Source organism: Aeromicrobium sp. CF3.5 (genome assembly GCF_051262695.1).
Lineage (GTDB): Bacteria > Actinomycetota > Actinomycetes > Propionibacteriales > Nocardioidaceae > Aeromicrobium.
Map to the genome: position 1 here is coordinate 217,744 of NZ_JBIMEZ010000002.1, position 21,561 is coordinate 239,304.

The window sequence follows — 21,561 nt, forward strand, 5'->3', positions numbered from 1 at the left end:
CCCGAGCCGTCGCGACCTACAGCGGCAGCTTGGGCTGCGGCGGCGCATGAGCGGGATCGACGCCGTCGAACAGGCTCGAGACCGACTCGCCGGCGTGGATGCGGGCGATGGCCTCGGCGAACAGCGGCGCCACCGAGCGGACCTTCAGCTCGGGCCAGTCGGCAGGCGGTGGCACGGTGTCGGTGGTCACGACCTCGGTGATCGCGGGGTGATGGCGCAGCTTGTCGACGGCCTTGCCGGTGAAGAGGCCGTGCGTGCAGGCCACTGATGCCTCGGCGCAGCCCTCCTCCTGCAGCTTGGCCATCAGCTCGACGATGGATCCGCCGGTGGCGATCTCGTCGTCGAGCACGATGGCCCGCTTGCCCCGGACGTCGCCGACGATGGCGTCGATGACCACCTTGTCGTCGCCCTGGCGCTGCTTGCTGCCGGCCGCGACCGGCACACCGAGCAGTCGGGCGAACAGCGAAGCTGTCTTCGCGTTGCCGAGATCGGGCGACACGACCACGGTGTCGGTCAGGTCGGTGTCCCGATAGTGGTTCGCGAGCTCGCCGATCGCGGTCAGGTGATCGACCGGCACGCTGAAGAAGCCGTGCACCTGAGGCGCGTGAAGGGTCATCGTCACGACGCGGTCAGCCCCAGCCGTGGTCAGCATGTCGGCCACGAGACGACCGCCGATCGAGATCCGTGAGGCGTCCTTCTTGTCCGACCGCGCGTAGGCGAAGTGCGGGATGACAGCCGTGATCGAGTCCGCGGAAGCGCCGCGGGCCGCATCGATCATCAGCAGCAGCTCCATCAGGTGGTCCTGCGTCGGCGGGACCAGGGGCTGGATGATGTACACGTCCTTGCGCCGACAGTTCGCCAGCAGCTGGACCTGCAGGCAGTCGTTGCTGAATCGGATCGTGTCCGCCGCCGACAACGGCTGCCCCAGCTCCGAACAGATCCGCTCGGACAACGCTCGATGAGCGCTTCCGGAGAACACCACGATCTCACTCACCCGAGTGAGCCTAGCCGAGCCCGGACCCGGCGGGGCACGGACGGCGTTCACCGGGGCACAACGACAACACCGGCACCGCCCGTGTGGGCGATGCCGGTGCTGGTGGTCAGCGGGGACGAACCCCCAAGACGCTCTAGATCAGAGAGGCTTGATGTTCGTCGCCTGCAGGCCCTTCTGGCCCTGCTCGACGTCGAACTCGACCTTCTGGTTCTCGTCCAGCGAGCGGTAGCCGCTCGTCGCGATGGCCGAGAAGTGCGCGAACACGTCCTCGCTGCCGTCGTCGGGAGCGATGAAGCCGAAGCCCTTGTCGGCGTTGAACCACTTGACGGTACCTGTAGCCATGATGTTCTCCTCATTTGGCGGGGAGCCGCTCGCGTGTCTCGCGAGCGACGGTCGCGACACACGCCCAACCTGCGAGAAGAACACGATTTCCCCGAGGGGAGATCGGTCGATCAAACAGCCCAGCATCGTACAACAACTGGTATCAGCATGACAGGTCTTTCCCACTGAGGGAAGCCCGGCCCCTCCCCGCGTGTCGGTCAGGCCCAGAGCTGGCCCTCGAGGGCGTCCTCGGCCTCGTCGAGGGTGCCCTCGTAAGCGCCTGTCGACAGGTACTTCCAGCCGCCGTCGCACACGATGAACACGATGTCGGCGCTCTGGCCCGACTCGACGCACTGGGCGGCCTGCGCCAGCGCGGCGTGCAGGATCGCACCGGTGGAGATGCCGGCGAAGATGCCTTCGGCGTCGATCAGCTCGCGCACCCGGCGCACCGCATCGCGCGGGCCCACCGAGAAGCGGGCGTCGATCAGCGACGCGTCGTACAGCTCGGGGACGAATCCCTCGTCGAGATTGCGCAGGCCGTAGACCAGCTCACCGTAGCGCGGCTCTGCGGCCACGATGCGCACGTCGGGCTTGTGCTCGCGGAAGAAGCGGCCCGCGCCCATCAGCGTCCCGGTGGTGCCGAGACCGGCCACGAAGTGAGTGACCTCGGGCAGGTCCGCCAGGATCTCCGGACCCGTGCCGCGATAGTGCGCCTCGGCGTTGGCCGGATTGCCGTACTGATAGAGCATCACCCAGTCGGGGTGCTCGGCTGCGACCAGCTTGGCGACCCGCACGGCCTCGTTCGATCCGCCAGCGGCAGGCGAGTCGATGATCTCGGCGCCCCACATGCCCAGCAGCTGGCGACGTTCGACCGAGGTGTTCTCGGGCATGACACACACCAACCGGTAGCCGCGCTGGCGCGCCACCATGGCCAGCGAGATGCCGGTGTTGCCACTGGTGGGCTCGAGGATCGTGTCACCGACAGACAGGCGCCCGTCGGCCTCGGCCTGCTCGATCATCGCGAGCGCGGCACGATCCTTGATCGACCCGGTCGGGTTCTGGTCCTCAAGCTTCGCCCACAGGCGCACGTCCGGAGAGGGCGACAGGGCGGGCAGACCCACCAAGGGCGTCTGCCCGACCGAGTCGATGAGGGAGTCGAATCGCACCGATCAGGCCGCGCCGCCCGCGACAGCGGGCAGGATGACCACGGTGGCCGAGTCAGGAACGGACGTCTCGAGACCACCGGTGAACCGGATGTCCTCGTCGTTGACGTAGATGTTGACGAACCGGCGCACCTGGTCGCCGTCCATCAGGCGCTCCTTGAGGCCGGCGTGGTTCGCCTCGAGGTCCTCGATGACCTCGGCAACGGTGGAGCCAGTGGCATCGACCGCGCGCGCATCACCGGTGTAGGGGCGCAAGATGGTGGGAATACGGACCTCGGGCATCAGTGACTGTCCTTCGTCGGATCGGGGGTGTCGTCGGTGTAACCATCGACGACGCTGACTTCTTCCTCAGTGACCTCGCCGTCGACGATCCGGTAGGACCGGAAGTCGATTGCGGTGCCGTCGACCTCGGCACCGTCGCGGGTGGACACCAGCACGTAGTGCGCGCCGGGTTCCCCCGCCAGGTCGATGTCGGTGCGTGACGGGTACGCCTCGGTGGCAGTGTGCGAGTGATAGACCACGACGGGATCCTCGTCGCGGTCGCCCATCTCACGGTAGAGCCTGAACAGGTCCCCTGAATCGAACTCGTAGAACGTCGGGGACATGGCCGCGTTGAGCATCGGCACGAAGCGCGTGGGGCGATCCGATCCGATGGGGCCGGCGACGACCCCGCAGGCTTCGTCGGGATGGTCGCGTCGGGCGTGGTCCACGATCGCGTCGTGGATGGCCCGGTCGATGGTCAGCACCCCGTGAGTTTATCGGGACCAGGCGATGGCGCTCGCGGCCTCCACACGTTGAGACGAACGAGGCAGGTCAGCCCAGATCGTCATGCTCGACCTGCCTACCGAAGCGGCACGCCGCACGGATCAGCGGGTCGCCATCGCATTGTCAGTCCAGGGAGACGACCAGGGACTCCTGGACGTACCCGAGCCAGTCGTAGATCTCGGACATGGCGAGCGTGGCCTCGTCGTCGGACTCGCCCACCAGCATCGCGTCCTCCTCGGTCTCGATGCCGAGTCGCACCGCCAGCGACAGCCTGATGTCGGTCAGGGATCGGAGCCACGACTGCACCTCGGCCGGATCGAGCTCGACCTCGACCGACGGACCGTCGGACTGACCCAGCGGCCCGGTCTCGAGTCCGCCGTCGACCAGCGAGCCGATCAGGGTCTCGGCATGCTGCACCTTGACCGAGGTCAGGCTCCGCTCGGTGAATCGACGGAACTCGCCCGACTCCGCCTCGTCACCCCGGTACGCGTCGGGCAGCAGCCGCCGCAGCACCGGGTCCTCGGGCGGCAGGGACGATCCCCCGAGCCCCAGCTGCACGGCCAGCGGGTCCGGATCGGACTCCCCGTTGCTGTTGCGGTCGCGCAGCAGCTCGACGACCTGCCCGGCCAGGTTCGCCAGCAGCTGTGCCTCCGCTGCCTCGAACGTGGCGATGATCCCGCCGCGTCGGCGCTTCCTGAACGGCTTCACTTCTCGCTCCGCTCGCCGTGACAGCGACTCCGTCGCTGGCGGGCTCCGCCCGCAAGCCTTGCCTCGCTTCGCTCGGCCCATGGTTGCGTTCCTTGACCGCGGCTCAAGCGTCGGCTCGATCCAGGGTGGCCCAGAGGCCGTACTCGTGCATCGCCTGCACGTGACGCTCCATCTGCTCGCGACCACCGGTCGAGACGATGGCGCGACCCTCGGCGTGCACTGCGTGCATCAGCTCGTGGGCCTTCTCGTCGTCGTAGCCGAAGTAGTTGCGGAACACGTAGGCGACGTAGGACATCAGATTCACCGGGTCGTTCCAGACGATCGTGACCCACGGATCCTCCAGCTGCACGAGATCATCGAGATCGGTGTCCTCGATCTCAACGGGCGTCGGGGCGGTCATCGCTCCATTGTCACCCAGCCGGTGTCCGGGACGAAAGCGTGGCACCGCGAGCGCCCTAGGGTGGGGGTCGTGGGAGACGACCGGACGGCCCTGTTGACCGATCGCTACGAGCTGACCATGCTGCAGGCCGCGTTGGCCGACGGCACGGCCCACCGACGTAGCGTCTTCGAGCTGTTCTCCCGGCGCCTCACGGGCGGACGTCGCTACGGCGTCGTGGCGGGTACCGAACGTCTGCTCGATGCACTCGAGCGGTTCCGCTTCGCCGAGGACGACCTGGCCTGGCTGCAAGACGCCCAGGTGGTGGACGGCCCGACGATCGACTGGTTGGCGAACTATCGCTTCGGCGGGGACATCTGGGGCTATGCCGAGGGAGACCTGTACTTCCCGCAGTCACCGGTGCTGATCGTGGAGTCGAGCTTCGCGGAGGGCGTGCTGCTGGAGACCCTGGCGCTGTCGATCCTGAATCACGACTCGGCCATCGCGTCAGCAGGGGCGCGCATGGTGACGGCGGCAGGCGGGCGACCGTGCATCGAGATGGGTTCGCGGCGCACCCACGAGGAGTCGGCGGTCGCGGCCGCGAGGGCGGCGCACCTGGTGGGGTTCGAGGCGAGCTCCAACCTGGCTGCCGGTCAGCGGCACGGCGTGCCCACCACCGGCACCAGCGCCCACTCGTTCACCCTGCTCCACGACTCCGAGCGGGACGCCTTCAGCGCGCAGGTGCAGTCCCTCGGCACGGGCACCACGTTGCTGGTCGACACCTACGACATCACCGAGGCGATTCGCACGGCCGTCGACGTGGCTGGTCCGGATCTGGGTGCCGTTCGCATCGACTCGGGCGACCTGGTGTCTCTGGCTCATCGGGTTCGCGCCCAGCTCGACGACCTCGGCGCGCGGCGGACCCGCATCGTCGTGACCAGCGACCTCGACGAGCACGCGATCGCGGCTCTCGCCGCAGCTCCCGTGGACGGCTACGGGGTCGGCACGTCGTTGGTCACCGGTTCGGGTGTCCCCACCAGCGGATTCGTCTACAAGCTGGTGGCCCGCGCCGATGAAGCCGGCGAGATGATCTCGGTCCAGAAGGCCAGCACGGCCAAGGTTTCGGTGGGCGGACGCAAGTTCGCCGTCCGCCGCTTGACCGGAGGTGTGGCCGAGGCGGAGATGGTCGGGGTCGGATCGATTCCCTCGCACGACGGCACGGACCGTGAGCTGCTGGTTCCTCTGGTGCGGGGCGGTGACCGCGTCACCGGCAGCGACCTGGTCGGCGCGCGGGAGCGGCACCGTGCCGCGATGGCTGAGCTGCCCGCAGCCGCCACGCAGCTGTCTGCCGGGGGCCCCGCGATCGAGACCGTCATCGCCTGATCACGCGACATGAGACGCTGCGCGCATGGTTGATTCCACGACTGCACTCGTCGTCGTCGACGTCCAGGATGACTTCTGCGAGGGAGGCTCGCTCGCCGTGGTCGGCGGCGCGCAGGTCGCCGCCGAGGTCTTCGCCCTGATCAACGCCGGGGCCTACGCGACCGTGGTGGCGACCCGCGACCACCACATCGATCCGGGCTCACACTTCAGCGACGAACCGGACTTCGTCGACTCCTGGCCACCGCACTGCGTCGTTGGCACTCCGGGCGAACAGCTGCACCGACCGCTGACCGACGATCTGTTCGCCGCCACGTTCCTCAAGGGCGACTACGAGGCCGCCTACTCCGGGTTCGAGGGCCGCGACGACCGCGGCACCATGCTGGCCGACTGGCTGCGGTCCGCCGGCATCACCGACCTCCACGTGTGCGGTATCGCCACCGAATTCTGCGTGCGCGCCACGGCCCTGGATGCCGCGGCAGCGGGCTTCAGGGTCACGGTGCTCGGCGAGCTCGTGGCGGCTGTGTCGCCCGACAACGTGCCCGCCGTGCGGCAGGAGCTCGCCGCAGCGGGCGTCGAGCTCGGCTAGCTTGCTGGTTGGTCCAGGGGCAGCAGCACTGCTGCGACGGCCCCGAGCGTGGCGCCGACCAGTGTCGGAACCGAGATGGCGCGCACGGCCGTGGCGGCGAGCGATCGACGGTGGAGCTGCGACGTGTCCATGGGGTCCACCGTGTCCCGTCGACCCCAACATGGCGTCACGACAGGATGAACCGCCGCCCAACACTGCGCGTCGCTCGGCCTCCCGGGGCTAGAGGAGTTCCTTGGCCAGCAGCTCGAGGGTCCGGTCACGAGCCGGTGCCGTGCGCGGATCCGTGCCGCGTCGGGCCGAGGCGACCGGATTGATCATGACCTCGTCGACACCGAACTCCTCGGCGAGCGCGCGGACCTGGTCGGCGGCCTCCTGCGGTGCACCCACGACGGCCCGGCCGAGACCCGACTCGATCATGGCGCGCTCCTGGGGTGACAGATCGTGCTGCTGGGCGTCCTCGACCAGGTCGATCGGGGTGAGCGGCTGCCCCGTGCGCAGCTTGGACATCAACTGCAGGTTCGGAAGCATCATCGCCTCGGCCTCGTCGGCCGTGTCGGCCACGACCGCGTTGACCGTGAGGAACGTGGTCGGCTCGCTCGCGACGTCGCTGGGCTGGAACTCGGCGCGATAGGTGGCCAACGCCTCGGCTGTGCCTTGTCCGGAGAAGTGGTGCGCGAAGACGTACGGCAACCCCTTGGCCGCGGCCAGGTGCGCGGAGTACAGAGATGATCCCAGCAACCACAGATCCGGCACCGATGCCGCTGCCGGCGTCGCCTTGAGGATGTAGTTCTGTCGCGGCACGGCCACCCGTACACCGTCGGCGCCCATCAGTGCCACGACGTCGTCGAGGTACTGCGGAAAGCGCTCGATGTCGGTGTCATCGCGACCCGCTGCGCCGCGCAGCGCCATCGAGGTGACCGGATCCGAGCCGGGAGCCCGGCCGATGCCCAGGTCGACGCGCCCCGGGTTCGCCGCCTCGAGCAGCGCGAACTGCTCGGCGACGGCCAGCGGCGCATGGTTGGGCAGCATCACGCCGCCCGACCCGAGTCGGATGCGGTCGGTCTGCGCGCCGAGCATGGCCAGCAGTACCGGCGGGCTGGTGGCCGCGACGGCCGGCATGTTGTGGTGCTCGGCGACCCAGTAGCGAGTGAAGCCGGCCCGGTCCGCGACCTGAGCCAGCGAGACCGTCGACGCGATCGCGTCGCCGGTCGACTGGTCGGTGCGGACAGGCACCAGATCGAGGACCGAGAGCCTCATCGGTTCAGGCGCCCTTGCCGGTGACGGTCACGGGGACGTTGCCGCGCGTGGCCTTCGAGTACGGGCACACCTGGTGCGCGGCCTCGACGAGCTCCTGGGCCTTGGCGTCGTCGACCCCGGGAATGGTGGCGGTGATGTCGGCGGTGATGGCGAACGAGTCGCCCTCGGGACCGAAGCCCACGGCGATGTCGACCGTCGACTTCGAGGCGTCGACGCCCTGGCTCTTGGCGACCATGCTCAGCGCGCCCTGGAAGCAGGCGCCGTATCCGACGGCGAACAGCTGCTCGGGGTTGGTACCGGTGCCCGGGCCGCCGGTCTCCTTGGGTGCGGTCAGCGCCAGGTCGAGAATGCCGTCCTCGCTGGTGGCGTGGCCCTCGCGGCCGCCCTGCACGGTGGCCTTGGCGGTGTAGACGATCTTTTCAGGTGTGTTGGTCATGTCGTGGTCAACCGATCGGACCGGTCGCTTGTTCCCCGCTGATGTGTTTCACGGATCGGTGCAGGTCAGGCAGGAGGGGGCGAAACGACTGCGCTGTCCGACGATGCCGCTGGAAAAGTTCCGATGTGCTCGAGCATGAATCCGCCCGGGTAGGACCGCATGCGGTGCGACGTCTGCAGCATCGAGGGTTCGCGTCTGGCGGGGAAGAATCGCAGGACCTGACCGCGGGCCCGCAGCGAGCCGTGGGCGAGACGTCGGAACCACGGAGGGGGCGCAGGGTAGGCGAAGGTCTCGCGCAGGTGGTCGTCGAGCAGCGCGATGCTGAACCGGCGCATCAGTGGACGCAGGGGGCGAGGGAAGAACGTCGCGAACAGCTCGAGCGTTGAGTCGGCCACGACGCGAGCCTTGGCGTCGAACACGTAGGTCTCGCGCTCGTAGGAGTCCATCAGTTCGCTGAAGGCCTCGAAGGTGTCAGGGATGCCCGTGATGCCCATGAGCCGGCCGAGACGTTGGTAGTACCGCACGACGGCGAGCCGCTCCCCCGCCGTCAGACGCCTCGATCCGTAGCGGTCGATCCACCGGACGGGTGAGACGACGAACGTGGCGAGGACGTAGCGCATGTCGTCGTTGGAGATGTCGTAGCTGCCGTGCATCTGGTTCATGCGGCGCACGCCGGCGCGTCCCTCGTCGGACTCCAGCCCACGATCGGCGATCGTCTCCAAGATGATGACGGTGTCGTCGTGGCGCTTCTGCACGGCGCTGGTGAACTCTCCGGTGTCGTGCAGCAGCCGGCCGATCGATGGCACGGCGTAGGTGCGGAAGAGGGCGAAGCTCAGGGCCTGCTGGGAGTCCCAGGGGAACTCGTACTGGGCCACCAGACGCCCGATCTCCTCGAAGTCACGTTCGGGGTCGAGGCGAGCGGCGGTGCGTTGCCAATGGTCGTGGCGCATGACCTGACATTACCGTGACAGCGACACTGTCACAATGGGTGACTCGTCAGCGGTTCTCCGTGACTCCTCAGTGGTTCTCCGTGACTCCTCAGCGGTTCAGAGGGTTTCGCGAAGGAAGTCGCAGATGTCGTCGAGGGCTCGCTGAGCCACGGGGACGGCACCGGGCAGGCTGACGAACCCGTGGAGGGCGCCGGGGTACTCCGCGAAACGAACGGGCACACCGGCCTCGACCAGCGCATCGCGGTAGTGCGAACCGTTGTCCTTGAGGGGGTCGATCTCTGCGGTCAGGATGAACGTCTTGGGCAGTCCTGCGTGCGAGGTCGCTCGGATCGGCGAGGCACGGTGATCGGTGGTGCCGAACGACTCCCCCAGGTACAACCGGGTGAAGGCACGCATGTTCGCCGAGGACAGGACAGGGGCCTCGGCGTGCTCGTCCTCCGACGGCCAGCGGTCGTACATCTCGACGCCGGGATAGATCAGCACCTGAGCCCTGAGCTCGGGTCCGCCGTCGCGAGCATCCAGCGCGGTGACTGCCGCGAGGTTGCCGCCAGCGCTGTCGCCCATCACGGCGATGCGATCCGGGGAGACCCCCAGCTCATCGGCGTGCTCGACGACCCAGTCGAGCACCGACCGCGCATCATGGACGGCTGCGGGGAACGGGTTCTCCGGACCGAGACGGTACGTCGGCGACACCACGACGCACCGATTGCGCGCGGCGACCCGACTGGCCAACCACTGCGACTGCTCGGGATTGCCCTGCACCCAGCCACCGCCGTGGAAGTTCACGACGCACGGCAGCGGCGAGACGCCACTGCGGGGCCGGTGCACGAGCGCTCGCAGATCGTCGATCTCGATCTCCTCGGCGACAGCAGCCTTGGTCGCGGTGCCAAAGATCCAGCGCCCGACCGCGGACCGCTGCAGCTTCGCCCGCTTGGCGCGGTGCGCCGGATAGTCCTCGACGTCCTCGATGCCGGTCTCGGTCGCCTTCAGCAGTCGCGCGAAGAGCTTGGTCCGCAGTGCCATCGTCATGGCGTCACCGTACTGGCCTCTCGAATTCGCGACGCTCAGCCGGAGGCTCGTAGGGCCCACTGACGCAACAGGTCGATGCGCTGCTGGAGCTCCTCGGCCGTGGCCTGGGGAGCCGACGGACCGCCGGTGGCCGAACGCAGCTGGGCGTGGGTGACGCCGTGCGGTTGGCCCGTGCGGTGGTGCCACGCACCGACGAGCCCGTGCAGCTGGCGACGCAGGTCGTCGCGGCGCGCGAAGACGGCCGCCTCCTGCGCCTCGGCGTCAGGCTCGGGTGCCGGTGCCTTCGCTCGGGCCGAGCGTGATCGACGCAGCAGGTCAGCGACCTGGTCGGGGTCGAGCAGACCCGGGATGCCGAGGAAGTCGAGCTCTCCGTCGCCGTCGGTCATCGTGTCGTAGCCGAACCCTGCCCCTCCGAATTCAGCGCCGTCGTAGACGAGCCGGTCGAACGAGGCATCGCTGCCGATCGCGGCGTACTGGCCGTTGAGATCGTCGGACGCGCCGACGTCTGCCTGCGCCGCAGCCAGCTGCTCGGCTTCGGCGGCGAACAGGTCGGCCTCGTCCTTGATCGGCCGGCCGATCACGTGGTCACGCTCGGTCTCCAGGTCCGAGGCCAGAGCCAGCAGCCTGGGCACGCTCGGCACGAAGATCGAGGCGGTCTCTCCCTTGCGTCGGGCGCGAACGAATCGACCGACCGCCTGGGCGAAGTACAGCGGCGTGGCGGTCGTGGTGGCGTAGACCCCGACGGACAGCCGGGGCACGTCGACGCCCTCGCTGACCATCCGCACCGCGACCATCCACGGCGACATTCCCGCCGAGAACTCCGCGATGCGAGCACTGGCGCCGGCCTCGTCGGAGAGCACCACGACCGGGTCCTCGCCGGTCAGCTCGGCCAGCAGTCGGCCGTAGGCGCGGGCACTGTCCTGGCTGCTGGCGATCACCATGCCGCCAGCGTCTGGGACGTCGCGGCGCACCTCCATGAGGCGGCGGTGCGCCGAGGTGAGGACTTCGCGGATCCACGTGCCGTCGGGATCAAGAGCCGTGCGCAGCGCCTGCGCGGTGGCATCGCGGTCCAGCGGTTGGCCGAGCCGCGCGGCGACCTCGTCGCCGGCGCGGGTGCGCCACTGCATCTCCCCGGAGTAGGCCATGAACAGCACCGGCCGGACCACGCCGTCGCGCAGCGCCGGGCCGTAGCCGTAGGAGTAGTCGGCCTCGCTGACCATGGTCCCGCCCTCCGCGAGGCAGTAGCGGACGAACGGAATGGGATTGTCGTCGGAGCGAAATGGCGTGCCGGTCAGGAGCAGGCGCCGTACCGCCGGATCGCACGCCTCGTCGACCGCGTCGCCCCATGCCATCGCATCACCGGCGTGGTGGACCTCGTCGAGGATGACCATCGTGCGGCGGCTGGCGATCCGGATGTGGAAGGCATTGGGGTCGACCGCCAGGCCCGCGTAGGTGACCGCAAAACCGACGAAGTCGCTGGCCAGCCGACCCTGGACGGCCATCGCCGGGTCGATCGGCAGGCCGATGCCGGCAGCGGCCAGCGCCCACTGGGTCTTGAGGTGGTCGGTCGGCGTCACCACCACGATCCGATCGATGATTCCCCGCGAGATCAGGTCGGCGGCGATCGTGAGGGCGAAGGTGGTCTTGCCGGCACCGGGCGTGGCGACCGTCAGGAAGTCCCGCGGTTGCGTGCGCTGATAGAGGTCGAACGCCTCGCGCTGCCAGGTCCGGAGGCGCTGACCTCCGACGGTCTGGCTACGCGTCACCCGAGCCGTTCCCCTCGTCGTCGTTGGGGTCCATGTTGTCCCAGATGTCCTTGCACTCCGGGCAGACCGGAAAACGCTGCGGGTCCCGGCTGGGAGTCCACACCTTGCCGCACAGGGCGATGACCGGGGTGCCCATCACCATGGCCTCGGTCAACTCTTCCTTGGGCACGTAGTGCGAGAAGCGTTCGTGGTCGCCCTCTTCGGTGCCCAAGGTCGTGCGCTCGTCAAGAACCGTCTCTGCGCCTCGCCCGAAGAATGCCACCCCCTGATCGTAACCGCTCGGTGCGACATATCGGAGCCGGCCGGAGCGCTTCGTGGACTGGGTAGGGAGCGACCCATCAGTTTGCCGTGGGGTCGTCAGGCAGGGTGGCCCAGAACCGGAGGTCGCCCTCCTGGCGGCGCAGCACGTCGTGCCACAGGTTGGCCGGCTGGGGCGAGACCAGATCCGCGTCGCGAGCCGCGACGACGACCCAGGCCTCGTGGTCGATCTCCGTCTCGAGCTGACCGGGGCCCCAGCCCGCGTATCCGGCGAACACGCGCAGCCCGGACACCTGACCGGGTTCGGGGGGAGGTCCCGTCAGGTCGATGAGCCCGACCCGTCCAGCCACTGATCGCCACGTCGGCAGCTGGGCCGCCACGCTCGTGTCCTCGACCAGGGCGACGGCCAGGACGACGTCCTCGGCCACGGGGCCACCATCGAAGAAGCACACGGGTGCGTCCAGCAGGTCGGCCCACTGGGGCAGCACGTCGTCGACGTCGGAATCCAACGGACGATTGACGATCACCCCCAGGGCGCCGTCGTCGTCGTGGTCGAGCACGAACACGACACTGCGCCAGAACGGGCCATCGTCGATCGCCGGCGTGGCGACCAGCAGGTGCCCACTGAGCGTCTCCATGACCCCATCATGGACCAGCGCAGCGTGGACGCGGAGCCGCGCAGACGTCACGGGGAACAGGAGTCACGCCTAGGGTGGGGTCATGGCCAGCGACTCCGGACCGAATCTCCTTGACGAGGAGTTCACCGTCGATGAGCTCGCCGCTCGCGCACAGATGACCGTGCGGAACCTGCGCGCCTACGCCAGTCGCGGGCTCATCGACGCTCCCCGACTCGAGGGACGCACCGGGTTCTACTCGGTCAAGCACCTGCAACGCCTCCAGCTGATCCGCCAGCTGCTGGACCGCGGCTACACGCTGGCGGCGGTCGAGAAGGCCGTGCAGCGCGCCCCCGACACCGCAGCGGGCCATGCCCTCGACCTGATCGCGCTGCTCGATCTTCCCACGGACGACGGACTGGACGAGATCATGTCGCGCGACGACCTCGCTGCCCTCGCGGGCGTGTCACGCGACGACGGACTGATCGACTCCATGGAGGAGTTCGGGCTCGTGGCGTGGATCGAGGGCGACCACGAGCACGTGCAGCTGGTCCAGCCCACCGTGGTGCGCGCCGGGGCCGCGGCCGTGGCCATGGGACTGTCCGCCAGCACCGTGATCAGCCTGTTCCCGGTGCTGCAGACGCACCTGAGGGAGGTCGCCGACACCTTCGTGCGCAATGTGGCCGCGGAGATCGTCGATCCTTTCGTGGAGCAGGGCATGCCCGAGAACGAGTGGCCCCGACTGATCGCTGCCGTCGAGAGCCTGCTGCCCATCGCCAGCCAGGTCACGCTCGGGATGTTCCGCGCACAGCTGCAGGAGGCGATCGATCGCGAGCTCGACACCAAGATCAGCAGCATGGGTTCCGACGGCAAAAAGCGCCGGTCCTAGGCAGCCGGGTCCCAGGAAGCGCCGACGCCAGCTGGTCCACGACGCCGAAGGGCCCCGCCCGGCACGAGGGAGAGCGTGCCGAACAGGGCCGCTGCGCGGATCTGCCTGAGTCGAGGGGCGTCTCAGGCGGCGATCGCGCTGCGCAGCCGGGCGATCAGGCCCGGGCGCTGGTCGGCGGAACGGGCATGGGTGCTGCTCTCGGAGGTCCGCGGAGCACGGGCCGCCTCGGTGCGCGCCGAGGCGATGAGCCGTTCGCCGTGGCGCACGCGGTCGGGATGGTTGACCGGCACACCGGCGGCGCCCGCCAGGAAGGCCTGCTCCTTGGCGAAGGCCTTGGCCAGTGCCGGGGCATGACGGTGCGCGTCCAGCAGGGCCCGCGCGCTGGGCAGCTCGGCCGCCGCCGAGACCCAGGCGTCGAGGGCCACCATCTCGAAATCATCGGTCCCGTCAGCGGTCAGCCGGTCGACGGTTCCGCTGAGTCGCTGGAACCACAGCATCTGCAGGTCGAACAGGACGGCGGTCACGTCCTCGAACGCCTCGCGGTGCGGATCGGCGGTGTCGAGGAGGTCGGTCAGGGGGAGATGGCGATCGCGATCGGCGATGGCGAGGATCTCGCGGAGTGATTCCTTGCGACGGTTGTAGGCGTCCCAGGTCATGGTGCGTTCCTTTCTCTACCGTCTGCCCAAGAGTCCATACTCTCGGTACGTACCTCGAGTATGTTCCATCCTCCCGGTATTCACCACTTCGTGCGGCGTGATGCTCACCACCACCCGATCCACCGGGGGCTCTACACTTGACCCATGTCCTCCTCCCGTGTCGCACAGCAGGTTCTGCGCACGGCTCGCAAGACGTCGCGGCGTCAGGACTACTCCTCCAGCACCAAGAAGGCACTGATCGACTCGGCCACCGATCTGTTCACTCAGCACGGATACGCCGGCACCTCGCTCGACGAGGTGGTCGCCGCGGCACGGGTCACCAAGGGAGCGCTCTACCACCACTTCGCCAGCAAGCTCGACCTGTTCGAGAGCGTCTTCCTCCAGGTGCAGGACGCCACCACCGCAGAAGTCGAGAACGCCATCAAGACCTCTGGCGATCCGTGGGAGCGCGCTCAGATCGGTCTCGGAAAGTTTCTCGAGGTCTGTCGTCGACCGCAGTTCCGGCGCATCTGCATGCAGGAGGGCCCCGTGGCGCTCGGCCACGAGCGCTGGCAGGAGGCCGAGAAGCTGGCCACGTTCGGCATCATCGAGCGCACGGTCGACGACCTGCTCGCCGACCTCGGCGACGACATCGAGGTCCTGGGCGACAGCTTCGCCGTGATCTTCTACGGAGCCATCCGCTCGGCCTCGGAGTTCGTGGCCGACGCCGATGATCCCGATGCGGCCAGCGAGTCCGTCCAGGCCACGATCGGCGCACTGCTCGCCGGACTTCGCGTCCTTCCCACCGCTGGGGAATGACCGCTGCGGGGTTCCCGACCGGCACCGCGCGCGTCAGCCACCCACCGTCACGTCGCCGTCGCCCTCAGGCACCAGCTCCAGGAAGGTCTTGCCCGGGCTCACCTCGAACGGTGCGCCCTCTGAGGTCTCGAAGGTGGTCGCAGCCTTCGCATTCTCCTTGAACCAGGTCAGATCAAGCGCCTTACCGTCGCGCAGGACCATGGCGCGGCCCGAGCCGTCGCACGTCGTCTCCGGCACCGGGTTGCCCGCCGGGTCGAGATAGCCCGCATCGCCGACCGGGCAGTACATGATGATCAGGTTGTCGGCACGGAACTCGTCGCGCGCATGGCCGTTGGTGCGCACCCACGTTCCGTCCGCGAACGTCCACTGCGTGCTCGAAGAGGCCGAGAACCGCACCGTGGCGCTCGTGGCCGGCCGGGCGCCGGTGCCGAGATCGGCATCGGTGTCCGGCTCGGCGAAGCTGAAGAACGGCTGCTCAGGCTGGACGTTCTTGACGTCCTTGGCCAACGCCACGAGATTGATCAGACGATTGTAGGGAGCGGACTTGGCCGGATCCAGGCTGAATCCCGGCCTACCGCGATCCTCGGCCAGGATCGGCACGCCCGCGCGATCCAGCTGCTGGATCGAGGGCCCAGCACCGCCCGTGGCCACGACACGACCGTTGACGGGACGCGCGATGCCCGCGTCCGTCCCACGCAACGAGCGGACGTGGCCGACCGAGTCGGGAAGACGCGTGTAGTACAGCGCCGCCAGCCGGGTCAGCCCGCCCTCGACCAGCTCCTCGACCACCAGGTCAGCAGCCGACAGCCCGATCTGTGGCGCACCGCTGGACGTGTTCTCGATCTTGACGACGAAGACCGGATTCTGGGGACGCCCCTCTTCCAGGACCAGGCCGGTCAGGGCCGACTTCTCGACCAGCTCAGCGGCCTCCCCCTCAGAAGGATCAGCAGCCGCAGGCCCTGCGTCAGAGCTGCACGCGGTCAGCACGAGGGCTGCAGCAACGACGGCAGCACCGCGCACCAGACCGGACGAAGAACGAAAAACCATGGCGCCCAGCATGCCGCACGGCCCACAGCTTTCCGCGCAGCGTTCCACGGGTCGCACGGTTCAGATCAGCGGCAGATCGGCGACTGTCGGAGTCCTTTGCCACGATGGGCCTGTGCCCGTCGGACCATCACCTGCCGCGCTCGACGAGTTCGCCCCGGCGACCCGCGAGTGGTTCGAGACGACCTTCGAGGCGCCGACCGCGGCTCAGGAGGGCGCCTGGGCCAGCGTGGCCGGATCCACCGACCCGGCCCGGCCCGACCACGTCCTCGTCGTGGCTCCCACCGGCTCGGGCAAGACGCTCGCGGCCTTCCTCAGCGCCATCGACCGGCTGCTGCACGAGCCGCGCGCCGACGACTCCCCTCGCGGCACGCGCGTGCTCTACGTGTCGCCGCTGAAGGCGCTGGCGGTCGACGTCGAGCGCAATCTGCGATCGCCACTGGTGGGCATCACCCGCACCGCAGCACGCCGCGGCGACACCTTCGGCGACGTCACCGTCGGCGTGCGGTCCGGCGACACGACCCAGCGCGAGCGCCGCAGCCTCGTGCAGCGGCCACCCGACATCTTGATCACCACGCCCGAGTCGCTGTTCCTCATGCTCACCTCCGCGGCCCGCGACACGTTGCGGGAGGTCGACACGGTCATCGTCGATGAGGTGCACGCCGTCGCCGGCACCAAGCGGGGCAGCCACCTGGCGGTCTCGCTGGAACGACTCGACGCCCTGCTCGAGCGTCCGGCGCGCCGCATCGGACTCAGTGCCACGGTGCGACCCCACGAGGAGATCGCCCGATTCCTGGGCGGCACCCGTCCGGTGCGGATCGTCGCACCGGACTCACCCTCGCGCCTCGAGCTCTCCGTCGTCCTTCCGGTCGACGACCTCACCGCGATGCCGGCCCCCGAGCGCACCCCCGGCGACGAGCACGAACCCGATCCCGGCCAGAACCGCGGCAGCATCTGGCCCCACGTCGAGGAAGCCATCCTCGACCAGGTGCTGGCCCGCCGGTCCACCATCTGCTTCGTCAACTCCCGTGGTGTCGCCGAACGCCTCACCGCCCGACTCAACGAGGCGCATGCACTCCGCACCGCCGTTCCCGAGCCCCACCCAGGATCCGGTCGATCGCCGGCCCAGCTGCCAGGGGCCAGCGGGCAGTCCTCGGGTGCCACCTCAGAACTGGCGCGCGCGCACCACGGATCGGTCAGCAAGGACCAGCGCGATCTCATCGAGGACGACCTCAAGTCCGGCCGCCTGCAGTGCGTCGTCGCCACCTCGAGCCTCGAGCTCGGCATCGACATGGGCGCTGTCGACCTGGTGATCCAGGTGTCGACTCCCCCATCGGTGGCCAGCGGGCTGCAGCGGGTCGGGCGTGCCGGGCACCACGTGGGTGGACTGTCCTCGGGCGTGGTCTTCCCCACCTCTCGGCACGACCTGCTCGGGTCAGCCGTCACCGCCGCCCGCATGCGTGAGGGCCTCATCGAACGCATCGACGTGCCGGCCAATCCGCTCGACATCCTCGCGCAGCACACCGTCGCCGCCACCGCGCTCGAGCCGATCGAGGTCGAGCAGTGGTTCGACACCGTGCGACGCAGCGCACCGTTCACCAGCCTGCCGCGCGGCGCCTTCGAGGCCACTCTCGACCTGCTCTCGGGCCGCTACCCCTCCGACGGCTTCGCCGAGCTGCGCCCTCGCCTCGTGTGGGACCGCGACGGCGGCATCCTCACCGGTCGACCCGGCGCCCAGCGGCTCGCCGTCACCAGCAGCGGGACCATCCCCGACCGCGGCATGTTCGCGGTCATGCTCGCTGGCGACGACGCCGACTCCAAGACCGGAGGAGGGCCGCGTCGCGTCGGCGAGCTCGACGAGGAGATGGTCTACGAGTCGCGGGTCAACGACGTCTTCGCACTCGGAGCCACCAGCTGGCGGATCGTGGAGATCACACACGACCGGGTCCTGGTGGTGCCGGCGTTCGGCGAGCCGGCCCGCCTGCCGTTCTGGCGCGGGGAGAACGTCGGGCGTCCGCACGAGCTGGGGGTCGCCATCGGCGCCTTCGTGCGTGAATCGGTCGACGTCACGCCTGAGGTGTGGCAGGGCCGGGCTGACTCGCTCGGGCTCGACGCGCGCGCCGCCACCAACCTCGCCGCCTACCTGGCCGATCAGCGCGAGGCCACCGGACAGCTGCCCACCGACCGCACCCTGGTCGTCGAGCGGTTCCGCGACGAGCTCGGCGACTGGCGCGTCGTGCTGCACTCCCCCTTCGGCCGCCGGGTGCATGCACCGTGGGCCCTGGCCGTGGCCGCCCGCATCGAGTCCCAGCACGGCATCGACGGGTCGGTGGTCGCCAGCGACGACGGCATCGTCGCGCGGCTGCCCGACACCGAGTCCGAGCCACCCGGGGCCGATCTGTTCGTCTTCGAGCCCGATGAGCTCGAGGCGATCGTCACCACCGAGGTCGGCGGATCAGCCCTGTTCGCGTCGCGCTTCCGCGAGTGCGCCTCGCGCGCGCTGCTGCTTCCTCGTCGCAACCCCGGGTCCCGAGCTCCTCTGTGGCAGCAGCGCCAGCGCGCCGCCCAGCTGCTCGACGTCGCGCGCGACCACCCCACCTTCCCGATCCTGCTCGAGACGGCCCGCGAGTGCCTCCAGGACGTCTACGACCTGCCGGCGCTGACCCTCGTGGCGCGGCAGCTCGCGTCCCGCGAGGTGCAGATCGCCGAGGTCACCACCGAACGCGCCTCCCCCTTCACCCAGAACTTGCTGTTCGGCTATGTGGCGGCGTTCCTCTACGAGGGCGACACGCCCCTGGCCGAGCGTCGCGCCGCCGCGCTCAGTCTCGACCCGTCCCTGCTGGCCGAGCTGCTGGGTCGCACCGACCTGCGCGAGCTCCTCGATCCCGACGTCATCGCCACGACGGTGGCCGAGCTGCAACGACTCTCTCCCGTCGGCGCGGGCCAGGACTGGCGCATCAAGGATGCGGAGGGCGCGGCCGACCTGCTGCGTCTCCTCGGGCCCCTCACGGTCGTCGAGGTCGCCGAACGGTCCACCGACCCCTCGCCCGACCAGGCACTCGCCTGGCTCGAGTACCTGCAGGAGTCGCGCCGGGTCATCGAGGTGCAGATCGCCGGCGAACCCCGCTGGGCTGGCGTCGAGGACGGCGCGCGCCTGCGCGACGCCCTCGGCACCGTGCTTCCGCTCGGGGTTGCTGCGGCGCACCTGGAGTCAGTGGCCGATCCCCTCACCGATCTCGTGTCCCGTCACGCCCGCACGCACGGGCCCTTCACCGCCGCCGAGGTCGCCGCCCGGTTCGGGCTCGGCACCGCCGTAGCCACCCAGGTGCTGCGCCAGATGGCGCGGGACGGACGTCTGACGGAGGGCGAGTTCGCGCCCACCCGCGACGCAGACGGCGCCGCCGAGTGGATCGATCCCGGCGTGCTGCGGCGCCTGCGGTCCCGCTCGCTGGCCGCTGCACGGCAGGCGGTCGAGCCGGTCGACACGACAGCCTTCGCCGCCTTCCTGCCCGCGTGGCAGGGAGTGGGCGGATCGCTGCGCGGTGTCGACGGCGTGCTCGCCACCGTCGACCAGCTCGCCGGCGTCGCGCTGCCGGCGTCGGCGTGGGAGTCGCTCGTGCTGCCGGCCCGCGTGCGCGACTACCAGCCCGCCATGCTCGACGAGCTCACGTCGGCCGGGGAGGTCCTGTGGTCCGGCGCCGGCACCCTCGCCGGCAACGATGGATGGGTCCAGCTGCATCCCGCCGACCTCGTGCTGGGACGCCCCATGCCGGTCGAGCCCGACACGTTGCAGGCCCGAGCGCTCGACGCACTGGGCGCTGGCGGAGCCTTCCTGTTCCGGCAGCTGTCCGGCACGATCGCGGGCGGCGAGGCCCCACCCCTCGACGCCGATCTCGCTGACGCGCTCTGGCAGCTCGTGTGGTCCGGACGAGTCAGCAACGACACCTATGCACCGGTTCGCACGCTCGTGGGCCGCGGCGGCGCCCACCGCACCCGCCGACCCGCACCGCGTGCCCGCCTGGGTGGCCGGCCCCGATCAGCGGGCGGCTCGCTGCGCACCGTCACCCAGGGGCCGCCCACCGCGAGCGGCCGGTGGTTCGCGCTCGATCCAGCCCCCGAGGACGTCACCGCCGACAAGCTGGCCCGCACCGAGAGCCTGCTCGCCCGGTACGGCGTGGTCACCCGCGGATCGGTCGTGGCCGAGCAGACGCCGGGCGGGTTCTCCGCGGTCTACCGCGTCCTGCGCGAGCTGGAGCAGACCGGCGCCTGCCTGCGCGGCTACTACGTCGAGACCCTCGGGGCGGCGCAGTTCGCCGCACCGGCCACGATCGACCGCCTGCGCGGCCACCTGCGCGAGGACGACACCCCCACCTCCACCTCGGCGACGGTGCTCGCCGCCACCGATCCCGCTCAGCCGTTCGGCGCCGCACTGCCCTGGCCCGAACGCTCCGCCGACGACTCCGCACCCACCCACCGGCCAGCGCGCAAGGCCGGCTCCATGGTGGTCCTGCACGACGGCCGAGCCATCGCCTATGTCGAGCGCGGCGGCAAGAAGGTCATCGCCTTTGACGACCACCCCGACCGCATCGCCGCGGCCGCCGCTGCCCTGGTCGGCCTCGTCCGCAGTCGCCGGGTCAGTCGGCTCACGATCGAGTCGGTCGGCGGCAGCCCGGCCCAGGAGTCGACGTGGGCCGGGGCCCTGCGCGAGGCAGGCTTCGAGCGCACCCCGAAGGGACTGCGGATCGATGCCTGAGGGAGACACCGTCTGGCGCGCCGCCGGTCGGCTCCGCCAGGCCCTCGACGGACAGATCCTCGTCAGCACCGACTTCCGCGTGCCGCAGCACGCCACCGTCGACCTGTCCGGTCGCGCAGTGGAGTCAGTGGCGAGCCGCGGCAAGCATCTGCTCATCCGCGTCGGCGGCCGCACCATCCACACCCACCTGAAGATGGAGGGCGTGTGGCACGTGCACCGCATCGGCGCGCCGTGGCGACGTCCCGATCACGCCGCTCGCCTCGTGCTGCGCACCGAAATCCACGAGGCCGTCGGTTTCTCCCTGGGCATCACCGACGTCGTCCCCACCGCCCATGAGCACGACGTCGTGGGTCATCTCGGTCCCGACCTGCTGGGCGATCCCGCCACCGAAGGCGGATGGGACCTCGACGAGGCGGTGCGTCGCACCAGCGCCGATCCCGACCGGCCAGTGTTCCTGGCCCTGCTCGACCAGCGCAACCTGGCAGGACTCGGCAACGAGTACGTCAACGAGCTCCTGTTCGTGTCCGGCCTGGCACCCACCCGCTCGGTCGGCGAGGTCCGCGACCTGCGCCGAGTCATCGCCAGGGGCCAGACGATGCTCGACGTCAACAAGGATCGCGTCGAGCGCACCTTCACCGGCAACACACGGTCCGGTCAGGAGCGCTGGGTCTACGCGCGCGAGCGCGCCCGCTGCCGCCGGTGCCACACGCGGATCGCCACCGGATCCCTCGGCGACCGCCCCACCAGCGAGCGCACCATGTTCTGGTGCCCGTCGTGCCAGCCCGCACCTTGAGGGCGAGCGCCTAGACTCAGCG

At 69.7% G+C, this 21,561-nt stretch carries 23 protein-coding genes; 6 read left to right on the top strand and 17 right to left on the bottom strand.

Annotation, left to right across the window (positions count from 1 at the left end; genetic code table 11):
* Window positions 1-16: 16 nt before the first annotated feature.
* The 7 genes from ACHAA3_RS04625 to clpS all read right to left on the bottom strand — a co-directional run bounded on the left by ACHAA3_RS04625 (window position 17) and on the right by clpS (window position 4,351).
* Window positions 17-994 carry a ribose-phosphate diphosphokinase gene (locus ACHAA3_RS04625; RefSeq protein ID WP_435707771.1) on the bottom strand — a complete coding sequence of 326 codons (978 nt, stop codon included), beginning with the start codon at window positions 992-994 and terminating at the stop codon, window positions 17-19.
* A gap of 138 nt (window positions 995-1,132) precedes the next feature.
* Window positions 1,133-1,336 carry a cold-shock protein gene (locus ACHAA3_RS04630; protein ID WP_435707772.1) on the bottom strand — a complete coding sequence of 68 codons (204 nt, stop codon included), beginning with the start codon at window positions 1,334-1,336 and terminating at the stop codon, window positions 1,133-1,135.
* 197 nt (window positions 1,337-1,533) lie between these two features.
* Window positions 1,534-2,481 (bottom strand): PLP-dependent cysteine synthase family protein, encoded by a 948-nt coding sequence (locus ACHAA3_RS04635; protein ID WP_435707773.1) that lies wholly within the window; start codon window positions 2,479-2,481, stop codon window positions 1,534-1,536.
* A gap of 3 nt (window positions 2,482-2,484) precedes the next feature.
* A complete protein-coding gene (locus ACHAA3_RS04640) occupies window positions 2,485-2,763 on the bottom strand; it encodes a MoaD/ThiS family protein (RefSeq protein WP_435708212.1) in 279 nt (92 codons plus the stop codon).
* Window positions 2,760-3,224: a Mov34/MPN/PAD-1 family protein gene (locus ACHAA3_RS04645; RefSeq protein WP_435707774.1), complete on the bottom strand. Its 465-nt coding sequence runs from the start codon at window positions 3,222-3,224 to the stop codon at window positions 2,760-2,762. The genes ACHAA3_RS04640 and ACHAA3_RS04645 overlap by 4 nt, the downstream gene beginning before the upstream one ends.
* A 142-nt stretch (window positions 3,225-3,366) precedes the next feature.
* Window positions 3,367-3,951 carry a DUF2017 domain-containing protein gene (locus ACHAA3_RS04650; RefSeq protein WP_435707775.1) on the bottom strand — a complete coding sequence of 195 codons (585 nt, stop codon included), beginning with the start codon at window positions 3,949-3,951 and terminating at the stop codon, window positions 3,367-3,369.
* Between the two features lie 103 nt (window positions 3,952-4,054).
* On the bottom strand, window positions 4,055-4,351 hold the full coding sequence (gene clpS, locus ACHAA3_RS04655; RefSeq protein ID WP_435707776.1) for an ATP-dependent Clp protease adapter ClpS: 297 nt from the start codon (window positions 4,349-4,351) through the stop codon (window positions 4,055-4,057).
* 69 nt (window positions 4,352-4,420) lie between these two features.
* On the opposite strand from clpS, the gene ACHAA3_RS04660 reads away from it, so the two are divergent.
* Both ACHAA3_RS04660 and ACHAA3_RS04665 read left to right on the top strand, forming a co-directional pair.
* Window positions 4,421-5,710, top strand: coding sequence for a nicotinate phosphoribosyltransferase (locus tag ACHAA3_RS04660; RefSeq protein WP_435707777.1), 1,290 nt, complete (start codon window positions 4,421-4,423; stop codon window positions 5,708-5,710).
* Window positions 5,711-5,735: 25 nt separating this feature from the next.
* Window positions 5,736-6,296 carry an isochorismatase family protein gene (locus ACHAA3_RS04665; RefSeq protein ID WP_435707778.1) on the top strand — a complete coding sequence of 187 codons (561 nt, stop codon included), beginning with the start codon at window positions 5,736-5,738 and terminating at the stop codon, window positions 6,294-6,296.
* Here ACHAA3_RS04665 and ACHAA3_RS04670 read toward each other — a convergent pair.
* The 8 genes from ACHAA3_RS04670 to ACHAA3_RS04705 all read right to left on the bottom strand — a co-directional run bounded on the left by ACHAA3_RS04670 (window position 6,293) and on the right by ACHAA3_RS04705 (window position 12,630).
* On the bottom strand, window positions 6,293-6,427 hold the full coding sequence (locus tag ACHAA3_RS04670; protein WP_435707779.1) for a hypothetical protein: 135 nt from the start codon (window positions 6,425-6,427) through the stop codon (window positions 6,293-6,295). The genes ACHAA3_RS04665 and ACHAA3_RS04670 overlap by 4 nt on opposite strands.
* A gap of 88 nt (window positions 6,428-6,515) precedes the next feature.
* Entirely contained in the window at window positions 6,516-7,553 is a 1,038-nt protein-coding gene (locus ACHAA3_RS04675; protein WP_435707780.1) for an LLM class flavin-dependent oxidoreductase, read from the bottom strand.
* A gap of 4 nt (window positions 7,554-7,557) precedes the next feature.
* The gene (locus tag ACHAA3_RS04680) at window positions 7,558-7,989 is read right to left on the bottom strand and encodes an organic hydroperoxide resistance protein (RefSeq protein WP_435707781.1); all 432 of its coding nucleotides are present in this window, start codon (window positions 7,987-7,989) and stop codon (window positions 7,558-7,560) included.
* Window positions 7,990-8,054: 65 nt separating this feature from the next.
* Window positions 8,055-8,939 carry an oxygenase MpaB family protein gene (locus ACHAA3_RS04685; RefSeq protein ID WP_435707782.1) on the bottom strand — a complete coding sequence of 295 codons (885 nt, stop codon included), beginning with the start codon at window positions 8,937-8,939 and terminating at the stop codon, window positions 8,055-8,057.
* 96 nt (window positions 8,940-9,035) lie between these two features.
* Window positions 9,036-9,968, bottom strand: a complete 933-nt coding sequence (locus tag ACHAA3_RS04690) for an alpha/beta hydrolase (protein ID WP_435707783.1) — start codon at window positions 9,966-9,968, stop codon at window positions 9,036-9,038.
* A gap of 35 nt (window positions 9,969-10,003) precedes the next feature.
* On the bottom strand, window positions 10,004-11,734 hold the full coding sequence (locus tag ACHAA3_RS04695) for a DEAD/DEAH box helicase (protein ID WP_435707784.1): 1,731 nt from the start codon (window positions 11,732-11,734) through the stop codon (window positions 10,004-10,006).
* Entirely contained in the window at window positions 11,724-11,996 is a 273-nt protein-coding gene (locus tag ACHAA3_RS04700) for a DUF3039 domain-containing protein (RefSeq protein ID WP_435707785.1), read from the bottom strand. Before ACHAA3_RS04700 ends, ACHAA3_RS04695 begins: the two co-directional genes overlap by 11 nt.
* Before the next feature lie 76 nt (window positions 11,997-12,072).
* Window positions 12,073-12,630 carry a YqgE/AlgH family protein gene (locus ACHAA3_RS04705; protein WP_435707786.1) on the bottom strand — a complete coding sequence of 186 codons (558 nt, stop codon included), beginning with the start codon at window positions 12,628-12,630 and terminating at the stop codon, window positions 12,073-12,075.
* A gap of 82 nt (window positions 12,631-12,712) precedes the next feature.
* Between ACHAA3_RS04705 and ACHAA3_RS04710 the strand changes: the two genes are divergently transcribed.
* Window positions 12,713-13,495: a MerR family transcriptional regulator gene (locus ACHAA3_RS04710; RefSeq protein ID WP_435707787.1), complete on the top strand. Its 783-nt coding sequence runs from the start codon at window positions 12,713-12,715 to the stop codon at window positions 13,493-13,495.
* A gap of 122 nt (window positions 13,496-13,617) precedes the next feature.
* Here ACHAA3_RS04710 and ACHAA3_RS04715 read toward each other — a convergent pair whose 3' ends face one another.
* Complete coding sequence (locus ACHAA3_RS04715) at window positions 13,618-14,151, bottom strand: hypothetical protein (RefSeq protein WP_435707788.1); 534 nt, start codon at window positions 14,149-14,151, stop codon at window positions 13,618-13,620.
* Window positions 14,152-14,295: 144 nt separating this feature from the next.
* On the opposite strand from ACHAA3_RS04715, the gene ACHAA3_RS04720 reads away from it, so the two are divergent.
* Window positions 14,296-14,949: a TetR/AcrR family transcriptional regulator gene (locus ACHAA3_RS04720; RefSeq protein WP_435707789.1), complete on the top strand. Its 654-nt coding sequence runs from the start codon at window positions 14,296-14,298 to the stop codon at window positions 14,947-14,949.
* A gap of 33 nt (window positions 14,950-14,982) precedes the next feature.
* Here the strand turns inward: ACHAA3_RS04720 and ACHAA3_RS04725 are convergent, their stop codons facing one another.
* On the bottom strand, window positions 14,983-15,996 hold the full coding sequence (locus tag ACHAA3_RS04725) for a DUF3048 domain-containing protein (protein WP_435707790.1): 1,014 nt from the start codon (window positions 15,994-15,996) through the stop codon (window positions 14,983-14,985).
* Window positions 15,997-16,006: 10 nt separating this feature from the next.
* On the opposite strand from ACHAA3_RS04725, the gene ACHAA3_RS04730 reads away from it, so the two are divergent.
* A complete protein-coding gene (locus tag ACHAA3_RS04730; RefSeq protein WP_435708213.1) occupies window positions 16,007-20,746 on the top strand; it encodes an ATP-dependent helicase in 4,740 nt (1,579 codons plus the stop codon).
* Complete coding sequence (locus ACHAA3_RS04735) at window positions 20,739-21,539, top strand: DNA-formamidopyrimidine glycosylase family protein (protein ID WP_435707791.1); 801 nt, start codon at window positions 20,739-20,741, stop codon at window positions 21,537-21,539. The genes ACHAA3_RS04730 and ACHAA3_RS04735 overlap by 8 nt, the downstream gene beginning before the upstream one ends.
* Window positions 21,540-21,561 lie beyond the last annotated feature (22 nt).

Bases quoted from the DNA above. Each gene is read 5' to 3' on its own strand.
- ACHAA3_RS04630 (WP_435707772.1), bottom strand. From the start codon at position 1,336: ATGGCTACAGGTACCGTCAAGTGGTTCAACGCCGACAAGGGCTTCGGC.
- clpS (WP_435707776.1), bottom strand. From the start codon at position 4,351: ATGACCGCCCCGACGCCCGTTGAGATCGAGGACACCGATCTCGATGAT.
- ACHAA3_RS04665 (WP_435707778.1), top strand. From the start codon at position 5,736: ATGGTTGATTCCACGACTGCACTCGTCGTCGTCGACGTCCAGGATGAC.
- ACHAA3_RS04670 (WP_435707779.1), bottom strand. From the start codon at position 6,427: ATGGACACGTCGCAGCTCCACCGTCGATCGCTCGCCGCCACGGCCGTG.
- ACHAA3_RS04675 (WP_435707780.1), bottom strand. From the start codon at position 7,553: ATGAGGCTCTCGGTCCTCGATCTGGTGCCTGTCCGCACCGACCAGTCG.
- ACHAA3_RS04680 (WP_435707781.1), bottom strand. From the start codon at position 7,989: ATGACCAACACACCTGAAAAGATCGTCTACACCGCCAAGGCCACCGTG.
- ACHAA3_RS04685 (WP_435707782.1), bottom strand. From the start codon at position 8,939: ATGCGCCACGACCATTGGCAACGCACCGCCGCTCGCCTCGACCCCGAA.
- ACHAA3_RS04690 (WP_435707783.1), bottom strand. From the start codon at position 9,968: ATGACGATGGCACTGCGGACCAAGCTCTTCGCGCGACTGCTGAAGGCG.
- ACHAA3_RS04705 (WP_435707786.1), bottom strand. From the start codon at position 12,630: ATGGAGACGCTCAGTGGGCACCTGCTGGTCGCCACGCCGGCGATCGAC.
- ACHAA3_RS04710 (WP_435707787.1), top strand. From the start codon at position 12,713: ATGGCCAGCGACTCCGGACCGAATCTCCTTGACGAGGAGTTCACCGTC.
- ACHAA3_RS04715 (WP_435707788.1), bottom strand. From the start codon at position 14,151: ATGACCTGGGACGCCTACAACCGTCGCAAGGAATCACTCCGCGAGATC.
- ACHAA3_RS04720 (WP_435707789.1), top strand. From the start codon at position 14,296: ATGTCCTCCTCCCGTGTCGCACAGCAGGTTCTGCGCACGGCTCGCAAG.
- ACHAA3_RS04725 (WP_435707790.1), bottom strand. From the start codon at position 15,996: ATGGTTTTTCGTTCTTCGTCCGGTCTGGTGCGCGGTGCTGCCGTCGTT.
- ACHAA3_RS04730 (WP_435708213.1), top strand. From the start codon at position 16,007: ATGCCGCACGGCCCACAGCTTTCCGCGCAGCGTTCCACGGGTCGCACG.
- ACHAA3_RS04735 (WP_435707791.1), top strand. From the start codon at position 20,739: ATGCCTGAGGGAGACACCGTCTGGCGCGCCGCCGGTCGGCTCCGCCAG.